General features: G+C 37.8%; 25 protein-coding genes, 4 tRNA genes and 3 pseudogenes. 27 read left to right on the top strand and 5 right to left on the bottom strand.

The window, feature by feature from the left end; genetic code table 11:
• The first annotated feature begins 36 nt into the window (after positions 1-36).
• The 16 genes from DIS06_RS17420 (at position 37) to DIS06_RS17345 (ending at position 12,093) form a co-directional block, all read left to right on the top strand.
• On the top strand, positions 37-1,053 hold the full coding sequence (locus tag DIS06_RS17420; RefSeq protein WP_110114506.1) for a YkvI family membrane protein: 1,017 nt from the start codon (positions 37-39) through the stop codon (positions 1,051-1,053).
• A gap of 58 nt (positions 1,054-1,111) precedes the next feature.
• Positions 1,112-2,008 (top strand): mechanosensitive ion channel family protein, encoded by an 897-nt coding sequence (locus tag DIS06_RS17415; protein ID WP_110114505.1) that lies wholly within the window; start codon positions 1,112-1,114, stop codon positions 2,006-2,008.
• A 21-nt stretch (positions 2,009-2,029) separates the two neighbouring features.
• Entirely contained in the window at positions 2,030-2,227 is a 198-nt protein-coding gene (locus tag DIS06_RS17410; RefSeq protein ID WP_110114504.1) for a DUF951 domain-containing protein, read from the top strand.
• A 147-nt stretch (positions 2,228-2,374) separates the two neighbouring features.
• A complete protein-coding gene (gene ychF / locus DIS06_RS17405; protein ID WP_110114503.1) occupies positions 2,375-3,475 on the top strand; it encodes a redox-regulated ATPase YchF in 1,101 nt (366 codons plus the stop codon).
• A gap of 345 nt (positions 3,476-3,820) precedes the next feature.
• Positions 3,821-4,108 (top strand): 30S ribosomal protein S6, encoded by a 288-nt coding sequence (rpsF, locus tag DIS06_RS17400; RefSeq protein ID WP_110114502.1) that lies wholly within the window; start codon positions 3,821-3,823, stop codon positions 4,106-4,108.
• A 47-nt stretch (positions 4,109-4,155) separates the two neighbouring features.
• The gene (gene ssb, locus DIS06_RS17395) at positions 4,156-4,671 is read left to right on the top strand and encodes a single-stranded DNA-binding protein (RefSeq protein ID WP_110114501.1); all 516 of its coding nucleotides are present in this window, start codon (positions 4,156-4,158) and stop codon (positions 4,669-4,671) included.
• Positions 4,672-4,736: 65 nt separating this feature from the next.
• Positions 4,737-4,973, top strand: a complete 237-nt coding sequence (rpsR, locus tag DIS06_RS17390; protein ID WP_110114500.1) for a 30S ribosomal protein S18 — start codon at positions 4,737-4,739, stop codon at positions 4,971-4,973.
• A 134-nt stretch (positions 4,974-5,107) separates the two neighbouring features.
• Entirely contained in the window at positions 5,108-6,037 is a 930-nt protein-coding gene (locus DIS06_RS17385) for a YybS family protein (protein ID WP_110114499.1), read from the top strand.
• A 58-nt stretch (positions 6,038-6,095) separates the two neighbouring features.
• Complete coding sequence (locus DIS06_RS17380) at positions 6,096-8,069, top strand: DHH family phosphoesterase (protein ID WP_110114498.1); 1,974 nt, start codon at positions 6,096-6,098, stop codon at positions 8,067-8,069.
• Positions 8,066-8,512 (top strand): 50S ribosomal protein L9, encoded by a 447-nt coding sequence (gene rplI, locus DIS06_RS17375; protein ID WP_110114497.1) that lies wholly within the window; start codon positions 8,066-8,068, stop codon positions 8,510-8,512. The genes DIS06_RS17380 and rplI overlap by 4 nt, the downstream gene beginning before the upstream one ends.
• A gap of 163 nt (positions 8,513-8,675) precedes the next feature.
• Positions 8,676-10,040, top strand: a complete 1,365-nt coding sequence (gene dnaB / locus DIS06_RS17370; protein ID WP_110114527.1) for a replicative DNA helicase — start codon at positions 8,676-8,678, stop codon at positions 10,038-10,040.
• Positions 10,041-10,295: 255 nt separating this feature from the next.
• Entirely contained in the window at positions 10,296-11,582 is a 1,287-nt protein-coding gene (locus tag DIS06_RS17365; RefSeq protein ID WP_110114496.1) for an adenylosuccinate synthase, read from the top strand.
• Between the two features lie 163 nt (positions 11,583-11,745).
• Positions 11,746-11,818 (top strand) — tRNA-Lys (locus tag DIS06_RS17360).
• 20 nt (positions 11,819-11,838) lie between these two features.
• Positions 11,839-11,910: transfer RNA gene (locus DIS06_RS17355), tRNA-Glu, on the top strand.
• Between the two features lie 9 nt (positions 11,911-11,919).
• Positions 11,920-11,995, top strand: a tRNA-Asp gene (locus DIS06_RS17350).
• 25 nt (positions 11,996-12,020) lie between these two features.
• Positions 12,021-12,093: transfer RNA gene (locus DIS06_RS17345), tRNA-Phe, on the top strand.
• Between the two features lie 144 nt (positions 12,094-12,237).
• Here the strand turns inward: DIS06_RS17345 and DIS06_RS21000 are convergent.
• A pseudogene (locus tag DIS06_RS21000) lies at positions 12,238-12,393 on the bottom strand (transposase); the annotation flags it as partial.
• Positions 12,393-12,596 (bottom strand): annotated as a pseudogene (locus DIS06_RS17335) (transposase); the annotation flags it as partial. The pseudogenes DIS06_RS17335 and DIS06_RS21000, both read right to left, overlap by 1 nt.
• Before the next feature lie 421 nt (positions 12,597-13,017).
• On the opposite strand from DIS06_RS17335, the gene DIS06_RS17330 reads away from it, so the two are divergent.
• From DIS06_RS17330 to DIS06_RS20790, 3 genes are all read left to right on the top strand, one after another.
• Positions 13,018-13,500: a hypothetical protein gene (locus DIS06_RS17330; protein WP_110114494.1), complete on the top strand. Its 483-nt coding sequence runs from the start codon at positions 13,018-13,020 to the stop codon at positions 13,498-13,500.
• Between the two features lie 516 nt (positions 13,501-14,016).
• Positions 14,017-14,382, top strand: a complete 366-nt coding sequence (locus DIS06_RS17320; protein ID WP_110114492.1) for a hypothetical protein — start codon at positions 14,017-14,019, stop codon at positions 14,380-14,382.
• Positions 14,383-14,470: 88 nt separating this feature from the next.
• Positions 14,471-14,779, top strand: a complete 309-nt coding sequence (locus tag DIS06_RS20790; protein ID WP_162596012.1) for an LPD28 domain-containing protein — start codon at positions 14,471-14,473, stop codon at positions 14,777-14,779.
• On the opposite strand, the pseudogene DIS06_RS17315 reads toward DIS06_RS20790, so the two are convergent.
• Positions 14,762-14,920 (bottom strand): annotated as a pseudogene (locus DIS06_RS17315) (transposase); the annotation flags it as partial. The gene DIS06_RS20790 and the pseudogene DIS06_RS17315 sit on opposite strands and share 18 nt — an antisense overlap.
• A gap of 507 nt (positions 14,921-15,427) precedes the next feature.
• On the opposite strand from DIS06_RS17315, the gene yycF reads away from it, so the two are divergent.
• From yycF to rlmH, 8 genes are all read left to right on the top strand, one after another.
• Positions 15,428-16,135: a response regulator YycF gene (gene yycF, locus DIS06_RS17310; protein WP_110114526.1), complete on the top strand. Its 708-nt coding sequence runs from the start codon at positions 15,428-15,430 to the stop codon at positions 16,133-16,135.
• Positions 16,136-16,141: 6 nt separating this feature from the next.
• Entirely contained in the window at positions 16,142-17,971 is a 1,830-nt protein-coding gene (walK, locus tag DIS06_RS17305) for a cell wall metabolism sensor histidine kinase WalK (protein ID WP_110114491.1), read from the top strand.
• Positions 17,968-19,332 (top strand): YycH family regulatory protein, encoded by a 1,365-nt coding sequence (locus DIS06_RS17300; protein ID WP_110114490.1) that lies wholly within the window; start codon positions 17,968-17,970, stop codon positions 19,330-19,332. Before walK ends, DIS06_RS17300 begins: the two co-directional genes overlap by 4 nt.
• Entirely contained in the window at positions 19,319-20,098 is a 780-nt protein-coding gene (locus DIS06_RS17295) for a two-component system regulatory protein YycI (RefSeq protein ID WP_110114489.1), read from the top strand. The genes DIS06_RS17300 and DIS06_RS17295 overlap by 14 nt, the downstream gene beginning before the upstream one ends.
• A 17-nt stretch (positions 20,099-20,115) precedes the next feature.
• A complete protein-coding gene (locus tag DIS06_RS17290; RefSeq protein ID WP_110114488.1) occupies positions 20,116-20,910 on the top strand; it encodes an MBL fold metallo-hydrolase in 795 nt (264 codons plus the stop codon).
• 113 nt (positions 20,911-21,023) lie between these two features.
• Positions 21,024-22,223, top strand: a complete 1,200-nt coding sequence (locus DIS06_RS17285; protein ID WP_110114487.1) for a S1C family serine protease — start codon at positions 21,024-21,026, stop codon at positions 22,221-22,223.
• A gap of 69 nt (positions 22,224-22,292) precedes the next feature.
• On the top strand, positions 22,293-22,451 hold the full coding sequence (locus DIS06_RS17280) for a CxxH/CxxC protein (RefSeq protein WP_110114486.1): 159 nt from the start codon (positions 22,293-22,295) through the stop codon (positions 22,449-22,451).
• Positions 22,452-22,534: 83 nt separating this feature from the next.
• Complete coding sequence (gene rlmH / locus DIS06_RS17275) at positions 22,535-23,014, top strand: 23S rRNA (pseudouridine(1915)-N(3))-methyltransferase RlmH (RefSeq protein ID WP_110114525.1); 480 nt, start codon at positions 22,535-22,537, stop codon at positions 23,012-23,014.
• Here the strand turns inward: rlmH and DIS06_RS17270 are convergent.
• Positions 22,958-24,634: a recombinase family protein gene (locus DIS06_RS17270; RefSeq protein ID WP_110114485.1), complete on the bottom strand. Its 1,677-nt coding sequence runs from the start codon at positions 24,632-24,634 to the stop codon at positions 22,958-22,960. The genes rlmH and DIS06_RS17270 overlap by 57 nt on opposite strands.
• 3 nt (positions 24,635-24,637) lie before the next feature.
• Positions 24,638-24,802 carry a hypothetical protein gene (locus DIS06_RS20235; RefSeq protein ID WP_162596011.1) on the bottom strand — a complete coding sequence of 55 codons (165 nt, stop codon included), beginning with the start codon at positions 24,800-24,802 and terminating at the stop codon, positions 24,638-24,640.
• Positions 24,803-24,906 lie beyond the last annotated feature (104 nt).

The raw sequence follows: 24,906 nt of genomic DNA, 5'->3' as shown, positions 1-24,906 counted from the left end.
ATCTATACATAGATTGGAAAGTTTGGGGGAGAGTGAATGTGGAAGGCTGGATGTAAGTGGATGTTTTTAATTATGGGAACAATGATTGGAGCAGGTTATGCATCAGGTCGAGAGCTATGGCAATTTTTTGGGGAAGAAAGTGTACTGGCTATTATTCTATTTACCATTATCTTTTCGGTTTGCTGCTATACAGTGATGACCATTAGTTATAAACATCAAACAGAGCATTTTCTACCGGTGTTACAAGTCTTAATCGGGAAAAAGTGGAGTTATATCTATGACGTACTCATTATTTTATATTTGTTTACGACAACTGTTGTGATGTTAGCAGGTGGAGGCGCGACACTAGAAACGTTCCACATTCCTTATTGGATTGGCATTATTCTGTTTTCATTGTTTGTTATTTTAGTGTTTTTAAAAGGATTAGATGGTATGATCACGATGAATGCGGTGATTATCCCTATTTTGATTGTTGGATTAATCAGTGTGCTACTCGTTTTCATGTTTGATAATGATCGACCTTGGGCTTTGGAGTGGACATCTCAAGCGAATTGGCCTGCAGCATTTACGTTTACCGCTCTTAATATCTTACCCCTAGTTGCTGTTTTATCGGCAGTAGGCAAGCAAATTAAACATCAAGCAGAGATTGGGATTGCAAGTATTGGGAGTGGAGTCATTTTGGGGGTAATTTCGTTTATATATAATGAATCACTCATGCAAGTAGCGGATTCTCTCCCTTTATATGAAATTCCACTGTTTGCAATTTTGAAACATTTTCCATACGCGATGCTTGTTTTTATGACGATTCTATTGCTTATCGCTATTTACACGACGGCTGTATCTGGCGTTCTCGGTTTAACGACAAGATTTAAAGCGTACACAAAGAAACCTCTATGGCTTTTAGCTGCTTTTCTACTTTTATTGATGATTCCTTTTACAACCTTTGGGTTCTCAACACTGATTTCAATTCTATATCCGATTTATGGATTGTTAAATTTATATTTATTAACGGCTATCTTGTTATATCCGATCCTAAATCGCTACAAACTATAAAGAAAAATTGCTAAAATAAAAGTCATCACATATTTACAACATAAGGTAGGAACAAAGAATGATACAATCGTTAGAAAAAGAGATCAGTAAAATAGTTAAATCAATCTTTAATGAAAACACGTGGCAACAAATTGGAACGTCGATTATTAAAATCTTTTTCATCTTGTTAATTGCAGCTCTTATTATCCGAGTTGGAAAAGTCATGCTAAATAAGATTTTTGAAGCAAGAACGAAAAGTCCTCTTCGTATTTCAGAGCGTCGAGAAGCAACGTTAATGAAGCTCGTACAAAATGTCTTTACGTATGCGGTTTACTTTATCGCGCTCGTGATGATTTTAGAAGCGATGACGATCAACATAAGCGCGTTATTAGCGGGAGCTGGTATCGTTGGTTTAGCAGTAGGTTTTGGTGCTCAAAACCTTGTGCGCGACATCATTACAGGTTTTTTTATTATTTTCGAGGATCAATTTTCTGTTGGAGATTACGTGCGTATTGGAGCATTTGAAGGAACTGTTGAAGAAATTGGATTACGAACGACAAAAATTAAAAGTTGGACAGGAGAGCTCAATATTTTACCGAACGGAAGTATTATTGAGGTCACGAACTTTTCGATTCATAACAGTGTTGCGTTTGTTGATGTGAGTATTTCATATGAAGAAGATATTCAAAAAGCGGAGAAAGTTATCTCAGATCTTCTAGAAGAATTACCATCTAAGTATGAAGATATGGTCAAAGCACCAGAGATTCTAGGGGTCCAAACACTCGGACCATCTGAATTAGTCATTCGAGTCATTAGTGAAGTTAAGCCGATGCGTCATTTCTTTATTTCAAGAATGCTACGAAAAGACATTCGTATGCGATTAAATGAACATGGCATTGAGATTCCATTTCCACGAATGGTTATGTATAATCGTACAGAAGAAATGAGCTCTAAACAGACAAGAATGAATGAGTAATCGTAAGTGAGGGGTAGGACAATGATTGAGAAAGAATTTGGCTTATTAGATGTCGTAGAAATGAAAAAAGCCCATCCTTGTGGTGAAAACCGTTGGAAAATTATTCGTATGGGAATGGACATTCGAATTAAATGTGAAGGGTGCGGCCATAGCGTCTTAATTCCACGACGTGATTTTGCACGCAAAATGAAGAAAGTGTTGGTGAAACATGAGGAATAACCTCATGTTTTTTCTGTTTGAGGAGTAACGAGGCAAGCGTTTCCTCCATTGTGCGTAAGTGAATAGTGCTTGTCTTTTTAATTTTGACTCACTATAATTGTGAAAGGTTAACTTGTTTTCGGATAATCAAAGAGGAGTGAAATAGATATGGCTTTAACAGCGGGAATTGTTGGTCTTCCGAATGTTGGAAAATCAACGTTATTTAATGCAATTACACAAGCAGGTGCAGAATCAGCGAACTATCCTTTCTGTACCATTGATCCAAACGTAGGGATTGTTGAGGTTCCAGATGAGCGTCTGCAACAATTAACAGAATTAGTAAAACCGAAAAAGACAATTCCAACTGCGTTTGAATTTACAGATATTGCAGGAATTGTAAAAGGTGCAAGTAAAGGTGAAGGGTTAGGAAATAAATTCTTATCTCATATCCGTGAAGTAGATGCGATCTGCCAAGTAGTACGTTGTTTTGTTGATGAAAACATTACACATGTGTCAGGTAAAGTAGATCCAATTTCAGATATCGAAACGATTAACTTAGAGTTAATTTTAGCTGACTTAGAAACAGTTGATAAGCGTCTTAGCCGTGTAGAAAAAATGGCAAAGCAAAAAGATAAAGATGCAATGTATGAGCATGAAATTTTAGTGAAGCTAAAAGATGCGTTTGAAAGCGATCAACCGGCTCGTGCGGTTTCATTTACAGATGAGCAAATGCGTATTGTGAAACAATTGCACTTGTTAACGATTAAACCAATTCTTTACGTAGCAAACGTAGGAGAAGATGAAGTAGCGGATGCGTCTAACAACGAATATGTTGCCTTAGTTCGTGAGTATGCGGCAAAAGAAGGTGCAGAAGTAATTGTTGTATGTGCAAAAATTGAATCTGAAATTGCTGAACTTGAAGGCGAAGAAAAAGAAATGTTTTTAGAAGAGCTAGGCATTCAAGAATCAGGTTTAGATCAATTAATCAAGGCTTCTTATAACCTTCTTGGGTTAGCAACTTATTTCACAGCTGGTGAGCAAGAAGTTCGCGCATGGACGTTCAAAAAAGGAATGAAAGCTCCTGAATGTGCAGGAATCATTCATACTGACTTTGAGCGTGGATTTATCCGTGCTGAAACGGTGGCTTACGAAGACCTTCTTACAAATGGTTCGATGGGAGCAGCTCGTGAAGCAGGGAAAGTAAGACTTGAAGGAAAAGAATACATCGTAAAAGACGGCGATGTTATGCACTTTAGATTTAACGTTTAATCTGTTCATGAAATGATAAATAAGTAAAAATGAACCCCTCTGGTGGCCTTATGTTGAACGGTTTACCGGGGGGGTTGTGTTGTTTAGGAAAGTATTGACATGTTCTAAGGTGGTTGAATACAATCACAACATGTTTCACTATACAAACATATGTTCTTTTAGCATGATATTCCTACACAGATGAGCATGAAGATATGGAAGCAAGGTGATGAGGAGGATGAATTAATTCAATTTTTAAGAGGATATTGCTTTCATGTTTTTGTTGTGCTATAATCTGAATTTGTGAGTGATATTTTATTGCTCCTTGCCCTCAGAGGGCCGTTAGACCAAAAGGAGGTGACAGTGATGAAAAAATACGAAGTTATGTATATCATCCGTCCAAACATTGATGACGAAGCAAAAAAAGCTTTAGTTGAGCGTTTTAATGGCGTTTTAACTGAAAATGGGGCAGAAATCTCAAACGTAAAAGAATGGGGTAAACGCCGTTTAGCTTATGAAATCAACGATTTCCGCGACGGTTACTACATGATTCTTAATGTAGCATCTGGTAACGAAGCTATCTTAGAATTTGATCGTCTTGCTAAAATCAGCGAAGACATCATCCGTCATATCGTTGTTAAAGAAGCAGAATAATTAATCGTTTAAATAAACAGTTTCTAAATCCTTAAGGAGTGGTTCTGATGATGAATCGCGTAATTCTAGTAGGGCGCTTAACAAAAGATCCTGAATTACGTTATACACCAAATGGAGTAGCTGTCGCAACTTTCACATTAGCTGTAAACCGCTCGTTTACAAATCAGCAAGGTGAACGCGAAGCAGATTTCATTAACTGCGTAGTATGGCGTCGTCCTGCTGAAAACGTAGCAAACTTTTTGAAAAAAGGTAGTTTAGCTGGCGTAGATGGTCGCGTACAAACTCGTAACTTTGAAGGACAAGACGGTCGTCGTGTCTATGTTACAGAGATTTTAGCGGAAAGCGTACAGTTCTTAGAGCCGAAGTCTGGCGGAGGCAGTGACATGCAAAGAAATAACTTTGCTGCACAAGGTCAAGGTTCAGGTGGCTCTGGACAAGGTTCTCCATTTGGTGATAATCAGAACCGTAACTCAGGCAATAAAGGTTATACTCGCGTCGATGATGATCCATTTGCAAATGATGGCCAACCTATTGACATTTCAGATGATGACTTACCGTTTTAAGCATGTATCTGTAGAGTATAAGCATGGAATATAACATTCTACAAAAAGGAAGGAGGCGTATTTAGATGGCAGGTCGCAAAGGTGGACGTGCGAAGCGTCGTAAAGTGTGTTTCTTCACAGCTAACGGCATTACGCACATCGATTACAAAGATGTAGATTTACTTAAAAAGTTCGTTTCTGAGCGTGGTAAAATTTTACCTCGTCGTGTGACAGGTACAAACGCTAAGTACCAACGCAAATTAACGATCGCAATCAAACGTGCTCGTCAAATGGCGTTATTACCATACGTTTCTGGCGAATAATAATTTAGATATATAAGAGACAGTAAGGACATCCTTACTGTCTTTTTTACATTATTATTTCCTTGGCAAACATTTGATTATCACGCAACGAACCGATAAAATAAGAAATAGCTTATAACATATGAGGTGGAGTTGTGAAAGGAACACGATTTATTACCGAAGGAGCAATGCTTTTAGCCATTTTAGTTGGGTTGCTTCTCTTTTCTTTATACATACCGATCATTGGTCAGCTTTTCATGTTAAGTTTAGCTGTACCGTTTATCATTTTTACTGTCCGCCATGGCGTGAAAAAGTCGGTTGTTTTCTTTATTGTATCCCTTCTTTTGGGTCTCTTATTTGGACGTGTTGTCGCATTACCTACTGTTTTTGCTTTTGGTGTAAGTGGTGTGTTCATGGGGTATTTGTACAGTCAACAAAAAAACCGATATGTCACTCTTTTAGGTGGAACAGTTGCATTCAGCATTAACTTATTACTACTATATGTAGTAGTAAATGTCCTGTTTAAAATTGATTTAATGCAACTAATGGAGCAAACATTAAATGAATCAATGGAGATGTCTAAAAATACATTAGAAATGATGGGGCAGACTGCAAACGAACAGCAAGTACAACAGTTAGAACAAGCGGTGGATATTATTAAGTATATGTTTCCATCTATTATTGTGATGATGTCATTTGTGTTTGCCTTTTTCACTCAGTTAATTGCGACACCTATTTTAAAAAGGTTACAGTACAAAGTGGAAAAGTTTCCTCCGTTTCACGAGTTGAAACTTCCTAAGAGCATCCTTTGGTACTATTTACTTGTACTCATTTTGTCGTTCTTTGATTTGCAGACTGGTTCATTTTTATTTATTGCCGTTGTGAATTTATTAATGGTGTTACAAACGTTAATTTTAATCCAAGGATACTCATTTATTTTTTATTTTTGTCGTCAAAAAGGATATTCAAAAGCCATTGCAATTATGGTCGTTGTCCTATCTATTATTCCAATTGTCCTTCAATTCGTACGAATCTTAGGTATAATTGATTTAGGGTTTGATTTGCGTAAAAAACAGCAGAAATAAATCGATTGCTTTTAGCAAAGCAATGATTGATTAACTTAAAGATTAGGAGCTGAAATGGATGCCTGTCTTTACAAAAAAGAACGTGATTCGCTATCCATTTTATTTGCTTTATAGCCTTACCTTAATTTTAACAGGTATTGTTACTTATCATAATTGGATGGTAGGAGCAGTAGGGTTTTTGTTGCTATTTGCTTTTCTAGCCCTTTTTGTTAAGATGGAGCGAATAATGTTCAATGAATTTGAATCATACATCTCCATGCTTTCTCATCGATTGAAGAAAGTAGGGGAAGAGGCATTGATGGAAATGCCAATTGGAATTATGCTCTTTAATGATGATTTTCAAGTTGAATGGACAAATCCGTTTCTTGCTTCGTGCTTTGCAGAAGATACACTTGTTGGTCGCTCATTGTACGACGTAGCAGAGAGTCTAATCCCTCTTATTAAGCAAGAAGTGGAATCAGAAGTAGTGACACTTCACGATCGGAAGTTTAAAGTCATTATTAAGCGAGAAGAGCGTCTGCTTTATTTCTTTGATATTACGGAGCAAACTGAGATTGAAAAGTTATACGAAGATGAGCGAACAGTACTAGCAATCATTTTTCTAGATAATTATGATGAGTTAACACAAGGAATGGATGACCAGCTTAAAAGTAACTTAAACAGCCAAGTCACTTCCTTAATTAATAACTGGGCAAATGAATCAGGTGTATTCCTTAAACGAACATCTTCTGATAAGTTTATCGCCGTTATGAATGAGCAGATTTTAATTCACTTAGAAAGAAGTAAGTTCTCGATCTTAGATAAAGTGAGAGAAGAAACATCAAAACAAAGCATTCCCCTTACGCTAAGTGTGGGTGTAGGAACGGGCGGATCGACTTTACCAGAGCTCGGCGCATTGGCGCAGTCTAGTTTAGACTTGGCATTAGGTCGTGGTGGCGATCAGGTCGCGATTAAACAGACAAATGGGAAAGTGAAGTTTTACGGTGGAAAAACAAACCCGATGGAAAAACGTACAAGAGTACGAGCGCGTGTGATTTCTCATGCATTAAAAGAACTAATTACAGAGAGTGGAAAGGTCATTATCATGGGTCATAAATTCCCTGATATGGACGCTATCGGATCAGCTATCGGGATTTTAAAAGTGGCACAAGTGAATCAAAAAGAAGGATTTATTGTCTTGGATACAACCCAAGTAGATACAGGTGTACAACGTTTGTTAGAAGAGATTAAGAAAAATCCTGATTTATGGTCGCGTTTTATTACACCAGAAGAAGCACTTAATCTGTTAACGGATGATACGTTACTAGTTGTTGTTGATACGCATAAGCCATCTCTTGTAATTGAAGAGCGGTTAATTAATAAAGTGGAGAATATTATTGTGATTGACCATCACCGTAGAGGAGAAGAATTTATTGAAGATCCTCTACTTGTGTATATGGAACCTTATGCGTCGTCTACTGCTGAACTTGTGACAGAGTTACTTGAATATCAACCAAAACGATTTAAAATAGATATGTTAGAAGCAACAGCTCTTTTAGCTGGAATCATTGTTGATACCAAAAGCTTCACATTACGAACAGGTTCTCGCACGTTTGATGCGGCATCCTTCTTACGTTCACAAGGAGCAGATACGGTTCTGGTACAAAAGTTTTTAAAAGAAGATTTAAATCAATATGTGCAACGAGCAAGGTTTATTGAAAAAGCTGAAATTTACCGAGACGGGATTGCTATCTCAAAAGGTGATGAAGGTGAAACATATGATCATGTCTTAATTGCTCAAGCAGCTGATACGTTATTAGGTATTAGTGGCGTCGGTGCATCTTTTGTTATTTCAAAGAGACGCGATCAACAAGTAGGCATTAGTGCTCGTTCATTAGGTGACATTAACGTTCAAGTTATTATGGAGGGATTACAAGGCGGCGGACATTTAACAAACGCTGCGACACAATTAAATAATCTCACACTTGATGAAGCAGAAGAACGATTAAAACAAGTCATTGATGAGTATTTAGAGGGAGGAAAAAAATCATGAAGGTTATTTTCTTAAAAGATGTAAAAGGTAAAGGAAAAAAAGGTGAAACAAAAAACGTTGCAGACGGTTATGCGCATAACTTTTTACTAAAGCAAGGCTTAGCGGTTGAAGCAACAGGTGGTAACTTAAAAGCATTAGAAGCACAGAAAAATAAAGCAAAACAAGAAGCGGCAGAAGAGTTAGAAAAAAGCAAGCAGTTAAAAGAAACACTAGAAAAACTTACAGTTGAGTTAAAAGCAAAATCAGGAGAAGGTGGACGTCTATTCGGTTCAATTACAAGTAAGCAAATTGCTGATGAACTTAAAAAGACGCACGGAATTAAAATTGATAAGCGTAAAATTGAAATGAACGATGCGATTCGTGCGCTTGGCTATACAAACGTTCCTGTGAAGCTTCATTCAGACGTAATAGCAACAATGAAAGTGCATGTAACTGAACAGTAAGATAACACGATGAGTCATGAAAGTGCCTGATTCTCTCATGTTACAATATCCAGTACTTATTTTTATTCAAAGGCTAGTTATTGTTGTGGAGAATCTGGCCTTTTTCTTTTAAAAGGTGAAACTTGTATAAAAAATGAACGAAGAGGGGCAGGGAAAAGAAACGATGAGTGATCTTTTAGCAGACCGTCTTCCGCCCCAGAATATTGAAGCTGAACAAGCTGTCTTAGGGGCTGTTTTTTTAGAGCCATCTTCTTTAACATTGGCTTCTGAATTACTTATACCAGAAGATTTTTATCGTGCAGCGCATCAAAAAATCTTCAATTGTATGCTGGTACTTGCTGATAAGGGTGAGCCAGTCGACTTAATTACTGTCACATCTGAATTAGCTGACCAAAAGATTCTAGAAGAAGTTGGCGGTGTTGCGTATTTAAGCGATTTAGCAAATGCTGTTCCAACAGCAGCCAATTTAGAGTACTATGCAAAGATTGTAGAAGAGAAGTCAATTTTAAGAAGATTGATTCGTACAGCGACGAACATTGCTTCTGAAGGGTATGCAAGGGAAGACGAAGTAGAAGTATTATTAAATGAAGCAGAGAAAAACATTCTCGAAGTGGCACAACGTAAAAATACCGGTGTGTTTCAAAACATAAAAGATGTACTTGTTCAAACGTATGATAACATTGAGCAGCTTCATAATCGTAAAGGGGACATCACAGGTATCCCAACAGGATTTGCGGAATTAGACCGTATGACAGCAGGCTTTCAACGAAGTGATTTAATTATCGTAGCTGCTCGACCGTCTGTAGGGAAAACCGCTTTTGCGTTAAATATTGCCCAAAACGTGGCCACAAAAACAGATGAAAATGTCGCGATCTTCAGTTTAGAGATGGGTGCCCAACAGCTAGTGATGAGGATGCTGTGTGCGGAAGGAAACATTAATGCCCAAAACTTACGTACAGGTTCTTTGACTTCTGATGACTGGGGTAAGCTCACAATGGCCATGGGGTCTTTATCAAACGCAGGAATTTACATTGACGATACACCAGGGGTTCGTGTTGGTGATATTCGTTCAAAATGTCGACGTCTAAAGCAAGAAAGTGGCTTAGGGATGATTCTTATTGACTACTTGCAACTCATTCAAGGTAGTGGTCGAAGCGGGGAGAACCGCCAACAGGAAGTATCTGAAATCTCTCGTGCATTAAAAGGATTAGCGCGTGAATTAGATGTACCGGTTATTGCCTTATCACAGCTTTCTCGTGGTGTAGAATCAAGGCAAGATAAGCGTCCGATGATGTCTGATATTCGTGAATCAGGAAGTATTGAGCAGGATGCGGATATTGTTGCCTTTTTATATCGTGATGATTATTATGACAAAGAATCTGAAGATAAAAACATCATCGAGATTATTATTGCCAAGCAACGTAACGGTCCTGTAGGGACAGTTCAATTAGCATTCGTAAAAGAATACAATAAGTTTGTTAATTTAGAGCGGCGCTTTGATGATTCAAATATGCCACCAGGTGCATAGAGGCTGTGTGAAATGTTGTAATTGGACAGCATTTCACACAGCCTATAAAAATGAGCGTTTTACCTTTTTAATGTTACATAAGTAGGTGTTTTTCGGATATAACAGAAGGGGAATTCATTAAAATACGATAAATAAACTTTAATATGATTTAATTGTTCGGATTTTATTGACTTTACTACGGTGAATTGTTACACTTAATAACGGTTAAATTATATTGTAGTAATCTGTGATTGACTAAGCGGAGGTGCTTAATTTATGTCTTCTGTAGTTGTAGTAGGAACACAATGGGGAGATGAAGGTAAAGGGAAGATTACCGATTTCCTATCTGAAAATGCGGAGGTTATTGCGCGCTATCAAGGTGGTAATAACGCTGGGCATACAATTAAATTTGATGGTGAAACATATAAGTTACATTTAATTCCTTCAGGTATTTTTTATAAAGATAAAGCATGTGTAATTGGAAACGGAATGGTTGTAGATCCAAAAGCACTTGTTCAAGAGTTAAAATACTTACATGATCGCAACGTAACGACTGATAATCTTCGTATCAGTAATCGTGCACACGTGATTTTACCTTATCATTTAAAGCTCGATGAAGTAGAAGAAGAGCGTAAAGGTGCCAATAAGATTGGAACAACGAAAAAAGGAATTGGACCAGCTTATATGGATAAAGCTGCGCGCGTAGGAATTCGAATCGCAGATTTACTAGATCGTGAAGTATTTGAAGCAAAATTAGCTCATAACTTAGCTGAAAAGAATCGCCTTTTAGAAAAAATGTATGAGGTAGAAGGCTTCAAGTTAGAAGATATCTTAGATGAATATTATGAGTACGGACAGCAAATTGCTCAATACGTTTGTGATACATCTGTTGTATTGAATGACGCATTAGACGGTGGAAAACGTGTGTTATTCGAAGGTGCACAAGGGGTTATGTTAGACATCGATCAAGGAACATATCCGTTCGTTACATCTTCAAATCCTGTTGCAGGTGGCGTAACAATTGGTTCTGGTGTAGGTCCATCAAAAATCAACCATGTTGTAGGTGTATCAAAAGCGTATACAACACGTGTTGGAGACGGCCCATTCCCAACAGAATTAGACAACGAAATTGGACACCAAATTCGTGAAGTAGGTCGTGAGTACGGTACAACAACGGGACGCCCTCGTCGTGTTGGTTGGTTTGACAGTGTTGTCGTTCGTCATGCTCGTCGTGTGAGTGGGATTACAGACTTGTCTCTTAACTCAATTGACGTATTAACAGGTATTGAAACATTAAAAATTTGTGTTGCTTACCGTTACAAAGGGGAGATCATGGAAGAATTCCCTGCAAGCTTAAAAGTATTAGCAGAATGTGAACCGGTATATGAAGAGTTACCAGGTTGGACAGAAGATATTACAGGAGCAAAATCGTTAGAAGCGCTTCCTGAAAATGCACGTCATTATTTAGAGCGTGTATCTCAATTAACAGGAATTCCATTATCGATTTTCTCTGTAGGTCCAGATCGTTCTCAAACGAACGTACTTCGTAGCGTATACAGCTAAAAAGGTGTAAGGTAGTGGCTCATTGAGTCGCTACCTTTTCACTGTTAAGAAAGAAATGAATCTTTCCTAAAAAAACGAGAAAAAAAGTGTAAAAAAGATATTGCCAAACATTTATAATCTATGATAATATAATTCTTGTCGCTGATAACAGCAACAGTAACATGAGCCATTAGCTCAGTTGGTAGAGCATCTGACTTTTAATCAGAGGGTCGAAGGTTCGAGTCCTTCATGGCTCACTTTCGATAAAATTTAATATGGCCCATTGGTCAAGCGGTTAAGACACCGCCCTTTCACGGCGGTAACACGGGTTCGAATCCCGTATGGGTCATCTTTGTTAGGTCCCGTGGTGTAGCGGTTAACATGCCTGCCTGTCACGCAGGAGATCGCGGGTTCGATTCCCGTCGGGACCGCCATTATACATACTTGAATACGTTATTGGGCTCGGTAGCTCAGTCGGTAGAGCAATGGACTGAAAATCCATGTGTCGGCGGTTCGATTCCGTCCCGAGCCATCAAAAAAGCATGACTATTGAAGTCATGCTCAGCTTGTAGAGAAACCTAGTGTTTTTCTACAGGCTTTTTTTATTGGTTGATATGAATACAAATTTAAAGTGAATTATCCTAGAAAATAGACTCCCACACACCTAGCCTAGCTAGGCTAGGTGTGTGGCAATCTTTTTCATGTTCTGACACGCTGCGGTGAGAAGCACTTGCTCACTCGCATTGTGAATGCCCCTCAACCCGCAGTAGCGAAGCCCATACAGTTGTTTTGAATCTGCAAAGCTTCGCTCAATTTTTTCTTTTCTATTTCTACGGTTTTCTTCGTAAATTTATTTTTATTGGCATTCGCTTTTAAATGAGTGGAGTCGGTAAATAATACACGGCCTTCAACCATTTTATGATTCATCGCCTGTAAGACGATTTCATCAAAGATTTCCTGAAAGATATTTGTTTCGTTGAAGCGTTTTCTCCGATTCCAGCTGATTGTAGAGTGGTGAGGGACTGGGTCTTCAATGGATACAAATTGGAGTTCATTTTGTGCATTTTTCCTAGTGTGAAGCATGAGAAACACCGCCTTTAATTGTTATTTATATTATAACAAATTAACGCGGTGAATAGTTAAAGAATACTTTCAAAAAGAATGGCTGTCGAGACTTTCTCGACAGCCTGGATGTGTGATTCACACATTGCTTTTTTCTTGTGATAACCAAACATACAAAGGAGTGAAGGGACATGACGAATACGTCAATTAAAAAGACCTTAGCGTCGTCTAAGCAACAGGAATTTGATTCGAATTTTCAGGAGGATTGCACGCCTACTAATCTATCTTTTTTAAAATATAATAAAATAGAAAATGGAGGAATTTATGGAATTTAAATGGTTTTTTTCTGTATAATGAATTTTGTTCAACAAAACTTATAGGGGGATGGTTTATTTTGTCTAGTTTAAAGAAGTTTTTACCTATGATGTTAGTATTGGCCGTTTTCTGTTTGGGGTTATCGCCAGCGCAAGCTTCAGAGCAACCGCTGAAAACAAGCGGTGATCCCCCAACAGATGAAGATGTACAAGCATTAGCTAATGAGCTGGAATATCTTTTCACTGAAGTGATGGTAAAAGATGAAAAGACCGGGGAATATGTTCTGAATGAGGAAGAATTGAAAAAAGCACCATATACAGATGAAGAGAAGGCGCAACTTCGGGCTGCTACCAGCAAGTTCAAGACAGCTGGCACATTTGATAGATGCATGCAGGATGCATTAGGTATTGGATCTGCGGCATGGAAAGAAATAAAAGGTTTAATTGATGCCAAACAATACCTTTCAGCTGCCGGAGCCATTGCAATTGCAGGCGGAATAGCAACCAACCCGATCGCTATTGCTATATTTGTTGCCACATGCGGGCCATCTTCTGCGAGCTAACTTAAATGAAATACCTTGTTCAATATAAAAGAGTCTCTAAGTCTGATATACTTAACAGTAGATAGAGACTCTTTTTTGTTTCACCTAGCCGTGCATGGAGATTATTAAAAACCTCAAGGAGATGATAAGTTGAATACTCTCTTGGTAAACATAAAAGACTTGTCTTTTTTGATAATACTGATTTCTAGCATTCTTTACTTGAGAAACCTCAAATTAAAAAAATGGGAAAACGGTCTTTCTATTGGGGAGAAAATAATTTACATACTTACATACATCTCCATTCCTATTTACGGTATTATCTACTTTATACTCCTCATAGAATCTTAAAATTGAATAACAAAATGATGATCATCGATCAATGTACGTAAGGGTACCGAATATCAGGTAACCCTTCTTTTTTTTGAATGGATCGTATCAGTTATAAAACATTGAAGGAAACCATTGCGGTGATGACCACCGCCAGTAAAAGACATGAAGCTAAAAAACAAATAAAAAACCTAAAAGGAGAGATTTATCATGGCAAAGAAAAAATTCGAGGAATTAACAGAAAAAGGACAACAACAGCGTTTAGCAAAGTACCAAAAGGAACGCGAAGCTCGCGGAATCGAAGAAACACTTGCTCGCCTGGTGAAACCAGCGAACATCAAACCAATTAAAGGTAACAATAAATTGGCCATTTTCCGGTTAGCGGCGTACAACAAGGATACAGAAGAAACCAAGTTCTTCACAGCGAGTGCGTTCATCGCGAAAGGAAAAGACAAGCTTGAGGAATTTTATGCAAGCCTTGCAAAAGGTCAACTGGTTGCGGTTGAATTCAAAGAAAATAACGGTTATACGAACATCTATAACCTAATGGATCGCTCTTATGCCGGATACTCGTAAAAAGAACTAATTTCACACAAAAAGCGATAGGCAGAATTCTGCTTATCTCTTTTTTTCTTATACCCATACCACTAAAGGAGATGATTAGATGTCGATTCGAGGAACAGAAATCGTAAAGGTTGTTGAAGGAAAGCGCATTTCAAAAGAGGAGTTAAAACAGGCAAGAAATGAAAATCATCATTTTTATGTCATGCGCCACGCGGGGAACGACATGAGCATTCCTGTGACGATTGAACAGCGGGTCATCGTCAATTACTGGGGATACTTGATCACAAAGGAATCTTTCACATACACCGATTCGCACATCCCGGGAGACGCTCCATCATTCATCGAGTTGACAGAAGAAGAAGGATACGGCCTGGTGGAGTTGCGTGAATGTGCGACCGTTATCTTCTGAATAATATGGTCGAACTTTTTCGAGGATAAAAGAGAAATCTATGTACTTATCAATTTTTCTAAGGAGATGGTCTTGAGGGACAAGGTCTTCAATGGATACAAATTCGAGTTCATTTTGTGCATTTTTCCTAGTGTGAAGCATGAGAAACACCGCCTTTAATTGTTATTTATATTATAATAAATTAACGCGGTGAATAGTTAAAGAATACTCTCAAAAAGAATGGCTGTTGAGACTTTCTCGACAGCCTGAGCATGACTTCAATAGTCATGCTTTTTGTTGTTTTGTGCAAAAAAGTACCATTCATTATTTACTTTCATGACTCTTAACAGGTTTGACCTCCCCTATAAGAGGGTATCCATACGCGTAGGTTTAGCAGGTGTGTTATAGATAGTGGCTTATGTCATCTGTTTTAAGAAAGCATAAGCCGTTTAATTCATAAATATTAAGTATTCGACCAAGAGAGAGCAACCAAACTAGCTATGCAGGACACTCAACCTTTCAAAAGATTTTTAACCTAAGTGCTGATGCGGCAGCATCATGTATATGACGATTATTTAATTATCAAGTATAATAAAAATGATGGATTGAAAAATTAGTGATAACATCTTATTTTTAATGGTTTCTTAATGAAAAAGGAGAACGATAATGATGGATAAGCGAATCTTAGTGGTTGACGATGAAAAACCAATTGCAGATATTTTAAAATTCAACTTACAAAAAGAAGGTTATGAAGTATTTTGTGCGTATGATGGAGCGGATGCATTAGATAAAGTAGAAGAAGTACAACCTGAATTGATTTTATTAGACATTATGCTACCGCAAAAAGACGGCATGGAAGTGTGTCGTGAAGTTCGAAAAAAGTATGACATGCCCATTATTATGTTAACAGCAAAGGATTCTGAAATCGATAAAGTATTAGGGTTAGAACTGGGTGCAGATGACTATGTCACAAAGCCTTTTAGTACAAGAGAGTTATTAGCACGTGTAAAAGCGAACTTGCGTAGACATCAACAAGTGGCGAATGCAGCAGAAGAAAGTGAAACCAATGAAATTGCAATCGGTTCGCTTGTGATTCATCCTGATGCTTATATCGTGTCTAAGCGCGGTGAAACCATTGAGTTAACACACCGAGAATTTGAGTTGCTTCACTATTTAGCCAAGCATATCGGACAAGTTATGACACGTGAACATTTACTACAAACCGTGTGGGGCTACGACTACTTTGGTGATGTGCGTACAGTGGATGTTACCGTACGCCGTCTACGTGAAAAGATTGAAGATAACCCTAGTCACCCAGCTTGGATTGTGACAAGACGAGGAGTGGGCTATTACCTACGCAATCCTGAACAGGAGTAATAAAAGATGAAGAAAGTTCGGTTTTTACAGTCTATTCATTTAAAATTTGTATTAATTTATGTATTGCTCATTTTAATTGCGATGCAAATTATTGGTGTGTACTTCGTTCGTCAGCTTGAAAAAGAGCTCGTCACAAATTTCTCAGAATCGTTAGATGAGCGAATTAGCTTCCTTTCCTATAATATCGATCAAGAGATGAAAAAGAAGCGAGATGAAGGAACAACAACGTTAGAACAAGATATTCGAACCATTCTCCAAGATGTTGTATCAAAGGATATTTCAGAAGTGCGAGTGATTGATCAAAATAGACGAGTCATTGGAACGTCTCATGAGTATCCACAGCGAATACTAGGAAAGCGATCAACCGAGACCAATGTGAGACGAGCTCTTTTAGTTGGAACGAAATCAGAGCGAGTAGTAGTAGATCCTCAAACAGGCCAACGAATGAGGATCATTACTGCTCCTATTCCTATTGGTAGTCAAGATGAAATTGTCGGTGCGATTTATTTAAAGGCAACGATGGAGCCAATCTATGACCAAATGCGTGACATCAATAGCATCTTTGTGACCGGAACGATGATTGCTCTCGTCATTACTGCCGTGTTAGGGGTGCTTTTGGCCCAAACGATTACGCGGCCGATGTCTGAGATGAGGAAACAAGCCCTTGAAATGGCAAAAGGAAACTTTTCGCGAAAAGCCAAAGTCTACGGCTATGATGAGATTGGACAGCTTGCGCTAACGTTCAATAACTTAACACGCAAGCTTCAAGAAGCACAGGCGACAACAGAAGGAGAGCGAAGAAAGCTCAGTTCTGTTTTAGCGCATATGACAGACGGTGTAATTGCGACAGACCGTAAAGGGCGTGTCATCTTAATTAATGATCCAGCGGCAGATATGTTGAACGTTTCACGTGAAACAGTGTTATCAGAACCAGTTGTAACTTTGTTAGGGTTAGAAGAAACACACACGTTTGAAAGTATTCTGGAAAATCAAGATGCGTTAATTTTAGATTTTAGTACGCATTCAGATCACTTCATTTTACGTGCTACGGTGTCGGCAATTCAAAAGGAAACAGGGTTTATTAATGGAATTATTCTTGTTTTACATGACATTACTGAACAAGAAAAAATTGATCAAGAGCGTCGTGAGTTCGTCGCAAATGTTTCTCACGAATTGCGTACACCGTTAACAACGATGAGAAGCTATTTAGAAGCACTTGCAGAAGGTGCGTGGGAAGATAAAGACATTGCACCTAAATTTTTAAACGTGACGCAAACAGAAACGGAACGCATGATTCGTTTAGTGAACGACTTATTACAATTGTCGAAGTTAGATAGTGAAGATTATCGCTTTGCAACAGATTATATTAATTTTGTGGACTTTTATCACCATGTTATCGATCGTTTTGAAATGACAATCGAACAAAGCATTTCATTTACACGTGAGCTGCCGAATGAACCTGTTTACGTGTCTATTGATCAAGATAAAATTACCCAAGTGTTAGACAACATTATTTCCAACGCAATTAAATATTCGCCAGAAGGTGGAACGATTACCTTCTCGCTTGATAAACGTGAAAACGACGTATTGATTAGCGTAAAAGACCAAGGTATGGGAATTCCTCAAGCAAATGTAACGAAAATATTTGAGCGTTTTTATCGTGTAGATAAAGCGAGAACACGAAAATTAGGTGGTACAGGGCTAGGTTTGGCGATTGCGAAAGAAATTGTGGTTGCTCATCACGGACGTATTTGGGCTGAGAGTAAAGAAGGATTAGGGACGACGATTTATTTTACGCTGCCTGTTGAAGAAGATGATGGAGATGAGTGGGCATGAAGTATGAACATGTAAAAACCGTCTTCTTGTTTATTCTAGTAGCCATTAGTCTTGTGTTGACATGGAATTTATGGACCTATCAACCAGCGTATGATGTGGTAGATAACACGCAATTTCTACAAGACGTCGCAACAAGTGATGAGCGCAAGCTTGAAGATCACATCATTCCATCTAAGATTATTTATCATGATGAAAAGAATATACTGGGCTCTACAGAAAATGAGTACATGAAAAGTTTCATTAAAGGGATGAAAAAGTGGACGTTCTCAAATATTCGTTTTGTAAATACGCCAACACTTGAAGAAGACTTTTTATCATTTGTTCATAACCGTCAAGGGATTGAAGTGATTTATCCAGATCAAATTTCATTCAATGTGTTTCAACTCATGTTTGAAATTCAAGAACAATCATTTCCTGAATCTTATTTTGATCGCATTGTTTTTAGGTTGAAAAGTCCGCAATCTCAAGTAGTCACGGCTTATTTTGTTGATTATGAAACGCGGTCTGTGTTTGAGGCAAACGTCAATAACGTTAGTCGATCAAGTTTTCAACAATTAGAAGAGAAACTAAAGTCTGTTTATGAACCTTACTTTGCTTATCAAATTGAAGATGCTCGAACCATTTTTATTCCCGAAAAACCTCAAAAAATGAAGCGTGTACAGTCTTATTTTGAAACGATTGAGGTAGAGAAGTTTTGGAAGTCGTTGTTTAACAGTCCTGAGTACGTAAAAAAAGAATCACTCATGAACCGTGATTTGTATACGGATGGCCCACGTGTGTTGGATGTCAATACGCAAACGAACATGATTGAATACACAAGTCTTATGAGTTCAGGTACAGAAGGGCCAGAAAGCAACAACTTACTAAAACGTAGCTTTACTTTCATGAATGATCATGGAGGATGGGTTGACAAGTCGTATCGATTTGCGAGTTGGAATCGTAATACAAGAGAAATTATTTATCGGTTTCATGAAGGGAACTACCCTGTTTTTAATGCTCAAGGGTTAACAGAAATTTATCAGCGATGGGGAAGTATGGAGATTTTAAACTACAAACGATCATTGTATCGCATGCTGAATTTCCGATCAGATGCGTACCAGGTGACCTTATCGTCTGGGAAAGAAATTGTTTCATTTATTGAAAATAAGCATCCTAACTTTCAACAAGAGTTACTAGAAGATGTAATTGTTGGATATGTGTTTGTGAAAAATGAAAACCTCGAAGAAGATAGTGAGTTTAACGAAGTCTTCAACTTGACGGATGTGTCTTTAGAGCCAGCTTGGTTTTATGTATATGATAAAAAGTGGTTTCAAGTTGTGATGGAAAAAGAATCAGGAGGTAAAACGGATGGATTGGAATAAAACAAAAACCGTCTTTATCGTTACCTTCTTAATTCTCGACTTATTTTTAGCGTATCAATTTATGGTGAAAAAAAATCAAAATGACTTAGACTTCATTACAGAAGCAAGTGTAGAAGAGCAACTAGCTCAAGAAAACATTACGTATGAAGAGCTGCCAAAGAACGTTGAAAAGAAGACATATTTGAACGCACGAAGTGTGAATTTTGCGGAAGAAGATTTAACGAAATTAAAAAATCAACAAATTGAATTTTTAAGTGACTATGAAATTCAAGGTGTATTTGATGAACCCGTTTCTTTGCCTTCCAATAATACGTCGTTTCGCTTAAATCAATTTTTAAAAGAATATATTTTCAAAGGTAGTTCTTACGGGATTTGGCATATTGATAAAGAAGCAAAAGTCATCATTTTTTATCAAAAGCATCATGATAAATTTATTTATGATAATACGAACGCCATGATTGTTGTTCATTTGAACGAAAAGAATGAAATGATTTCATATGAACAAAAGCTTTTAGAAGACATTGAAAAAATGGATGATGATCAAGAAATTTTAACACCCATTAAAGCACTTGAAAACTTACTTCTTAAAGATGAATTGAAACCAGGAAGCAAAGTAACAAAAGTATCATTAGGATATTACACATTCGACCTTCCCGTTTCAAGTTCACAAGTACTCGTTCCGACTTGGCACATTATTGTGGATGAGAAAAAACATTACTTTGTGAACGCATTTGAAGGGCAAATTTTGAGTAAACGAACTAATTAAACATTGGAGTGAGAAACATGAGTTTGCATTTTAGTGTGCTTGCAAGTGGAAGCACAGGAAATGCGGTCTTTGTTGGTGATGACCATCACTCATTGCTTGTTGACGCTGGGTTAAGCGGAAAGCAAATGGAAGCATTATTTCAACAAATTCATCGCAACGTCCAAGATCTATCAGGTATTTTAGTGACGCATGAACATAGTGATCATATTAAAGGAATTGGTGTGTTAGCGAGAAAGTATAACCTTCCGATTTACGCGAATGAAAAAACGTGGAAAGCGATGGAAGGATTAATTGGTACTGTTCCTTCTGATCAAAAATTCATATTTTCAACAGGAGAAGTGAAGACATTTGGCGGTATTTCGGTGGAATCGTTCGGTGTGTCTCACGATGCTGCAGAGCCGATGTTCTTTTCTTTTCATCAAGACAATAAAAAAGTGACCCTTATTACAGATACAGGATATGTGAGTGACCGCATGAAAGGTATTATTCAAAATAGTGATGCCTTCATTTTTGAAAGCAATCATGACGTGGAAATGCTTCGGATGGGACGCTATCCGTGGAGTGTCAAACGTCGGATTCTAAGTGATGTCGGACACGTTTCAAATGAAGATGCAGGATTAGCGTTAGCGGACGTCATAGGAGATAAGACAAAGCGCATTTATTTAGCTCATTTAAGTCAAGATAACAATATGAAAGAAATTGCGAGAATGTCTGTTCATCAAGTGTTAACAGAAAAAGATGTCGGAGTCGACGAACGCTTTACTTTACATGATACCGATCCAAAACAACCAACTGAACTCGTGTATGTATAGAGCGAATGAAGAACGTCGAAACTAACAATGGTGAAAAACATACGTAAACAAAGATGAAAAAATCGCGGAACTCTTTCAATAATCACTTTACCGTGAAAGGATTGATCACAGAAGTGGGTTATTATGATGAGCAGTATGAACAAAAGTCGAAAAAAAGCAGAAGAGGTGGATTTCTTCCTGCTTTAATCGGCGCCATTGTCGGTGGATTGATTGTCGCCATTGCTTCTCCTATTTTATCAAATACAGGTATGATGCCTGGTGATGAAACAAAGAATGAAACGATTCGAAATGAAGAGGGCGAAATCATTCAAAAGAATGTCGCAGTTGACGTGACGACGAGTGTCACACAAGCTGTTGATCAAGTAAATGAAGCGGTTGTTGGAGTTGTAAACATTCAGCAATCACAAAGCTTTTGGAATGAAGAACGAACGGATGCAGGAACAGGCTCTGGAGTGATTTATAAAAAAGCAGGTGAGAAAGCGTTCATCGTGACGAATCACCATGTCATTCAAGGAGCCACGCAAGTAGAAGTGAGTCTTGCAGATGGTTCGCGTGTTCCGGCGCGTTCACTAGGAAGCGATCAACTAACGGATCTTGCTGTATTAGAAATTGACTCAAAGCACGTGTCAAAAGTGGCACAGTTTGGAGATTCTGATGTGTTAAAAGCAGGCGAACCTGTCATTGCTATTGGAAATCCATTAGGCTTACAATTCTCAGGATCTGTGACACAAGGAGTCGTCTCTGGTGTCAATCGTGTCATTCCGCAAGACTTAAATCAAGACGGCACACCTGATTGGCAAGCAGAAGTTATTCAAACGGATGCAGCGATTAACCCAGGAAATAGCGGGGGTGCACTTATTAATATTGATGGCGTGCTAATTGGCATTAACTCAATGAAAATTGCCCAACAAGAAGTTGAAGGAATTGGATTAGCGATTCCCATTAACATCGCACAGCCTATTATTAATGACTTAGAAAAGTTTGGTGAAGTGCGTCGACCATACATTGGGGTAAGTACATTATCACTTAATGAAATTTCAGGGTATCATTTAAAAGAAACATTAAAATTGCCTCAAAAGGTGGTCGAAGGGGTAGCGGTTCTAGGAGTGGAACCTTTATCACCAGCTGCCAAAGCCGGAATGAAAGAATATGACGTCATTGTCGAATTCGACGGAGAGAAAATTCCAGACGTCGTGGCTCTTCGTAAGTATCTCTATACACAAAAAGAAATCGGCGATAAAATTGAAGTCACGTACTATCGTCAAGGAAAACAAAACAAAGTCGAAATGACATTAACCGAACAAATGATGTAAAAGATATCCACAGGGGGGAGAAATCCTCCTGTGGTCTTTTTTCTGATACTGATAAAAGGAGGGAAAAAGATGAAAATTTATTGCTGTGAAGAGCACGTAGAATTAGCACTAGACGTTGCGGTAGATGAGATTGAACTAGCACCAGTGTTCGAAAAAATCGAACCTGAACAACAGTCATCCACATGTGAATATTGTGAAAGCAACGCAATATATGTAGTAGGGAACTAATATTCTCATACAAGATGTGGATAGTAAATGTGGATATGTGGATAAGTTTTGTGGATAACATGTTTGTAAAGCGGGGATTAACTGTGAATATCTCAATTGTGACAATTGGAAAATTAAAAGAGAAATATTTAAAACAAGGCATTGCCGAATATACAAAACGTCTAAGGCCGTACGCAAAAATCGACATCATCGAACTACCTGATGAAAAAGCCCCAGAAAATTTAAGTGAATCTGAAATGGAGCAAGTCAAAAACAAAGAGGGCGAGCGTATTTTATCTAAAATTTCAGACGACACCCACGTCATCGCCTTAGCGATCCAAGGCAAACAAAAATCATCTGAAGAGCTTGCAACCGACTTAGACAAGCTCGCAACATACGGAAAAAGCAAAATCGCCTTCGTCATCGGCGGCTCACTCGGCCTCAGCGACGAAGTCCTAAAACGCTCAAACGACAAGCTCTCATTTTCTAAGATGACCTTTCCTCATCAGCTTATGAGGTTGATTTTGTTAGAACAAGTATACAGAGCGTTTCGGATTAATCGGGGGGAACCGTATCACAAATAGGTAATGGTTGGACTTAAAATATAATCCCCTCAGCAGGATAGGAGAATCATCAGTCTTATGTAGAACTGGATCTGAGGGATCCAAGTTCGGTAGGTGAGCAATAAAGGAGAAGTAGATGTTTTTTAGTTCTTTTTTGCTTGCCTCTATTTTTTCGATGGAAGCCACCAGTAATTGTCGAAACTCTTGAACAGATAATTGTTCTTTTAACTCCATGAACTCTTGTAATTGTTGTCTAATAAAATCTGGTGTTACAGCTTTCAGAGTAACAGTGGAGGTGGATTGCCTTTTTATTGCTTTTTGTAAACTCTCTTTTGTCTTTTCGGTCTCACTTCTTAATTCACTCATTCTTGCTTTTGCTTCTTCAACGGTATAAATTTCTGACTCAACTAATTCTTGAATTCTTTTTTTTCGATTTTCAAGCTCTTTCAACTTGTTTTTCCATATTTGTTCTTCATTTGTTTTATTCATATAGCTTGGATGTTGTCGAATGTGATGGTTAATCTCATTTGTGATGTTATTTACACTCTCATCAGAAATAAATGCCTCCTGTACTCGTTTGAACACTTCTTTTTCAATCCAGTCAGCATCTATTAAGTTTGGATTGCACACCGATCTGCCTTGGTTATGATACATCCCACAAGCATAATATCTCTTTTTTGTTCCATCTTTTCTTTTTGCACCGTACAAACTGGTCATATAAGCACCACATTGGGGACATTTGAGAATAGAGGTTAAAGGAAAAGTCCCTGAATATTGTCGTGGCATTCCTGTTGCTCGTTGTTTTCTTATCAAATTTGCTTTATCCCATGTTTCCTCATCAATGATAGGCTTATGCTGACCTTTTGATAGGATATAATCAGGATTTTTTCCTTTTCTTCTGTTTTGTTCCCAGCCAATCACTTGATTAAATCGTATATATCCTTTGTATATGGGATTATCAAGGATGATGGAAACTGTAGAGACGGAGAAAGGATTGTTTTTCTTTGTTCGCCTTCCGATATCATTAAGATAATTCGCAATTTTTTTGGTTCCCCAACCTTCATGAACAAATTTTGTAAAGATTAATTTCACTGTTTCAGCTTCTTCAGGGACGATAACTAATTCCTTTTCAATCGTTTCATAGCCTAACACTAAACCGCCGTTGAATTTCCCAATCCTTGCACGTTGACTCATGCCCATTTTTACGTTTTCTACCAACTCCTCACGTTGATATTGGGCCACGGATGCTAATATATTGAATTGAAGATTGGCGTGTGGAGTTCCATACTCTCCTTCTTTGATGCTAATAAATCTGACTTTTTCTTTGTGTATTTCTTCCACAATTTTGAGAGAGTCAGACAAAGTTCGACTTAATCGACTTACCTTATAAGTGATGACAACATCCAGTGCCCCAGCTTTAACATCTCTCATCATTCTATTCAAATCTTTTCTCCCTTTTATACTTTTAGCACTAACTCCTTCATCTACATAGACTCTTATCGCTAATTCATGACCGATAAAATACTTGTGAGCAAATTCTGTCGCTTCATGTTCTTGTCCGTCAATTGAAAACCCTTCTTGAGCTTGCTTATCAGTAGAAACTCGAAGATAAATTCCAACAACAATCTCTTTCTTTTTCATCTATTACGCACCTTCCTTTAATGTTTGGTTTTCTTTTCTAAAGATTGCAGTGAAAATTAATTCAGAAATTGTTCTTAGTTTATCATCACTTGTTTTACTTGAGAATGCTTTCTCTTTTGCTGGAAATTCTCTTTGTTGTGTAATATTATTTTGATGAAAATTGGTCATAAGAAACACCACCTTTTCTTTGAAAAATAAATTTTTGCTTTGTTGACTATAGTATATAAAAACCATTTTTCTATGTGGTATAAAATTTTTATACTCTTTTGGGG

It is taken from the genome of Bacillus sp. CGMCC 1.16541, from assembly GCF_003184905.1.
Taxonomy (GTDB): Bacteria; Bacillota; Bacilli; order Bacillales; family Bacillaceae_H; genus Priestia.
Note: the sequence above shows the minus strand (reverse complement) of the source record. Positions and strands in the feature narration are given on the sequence as shown.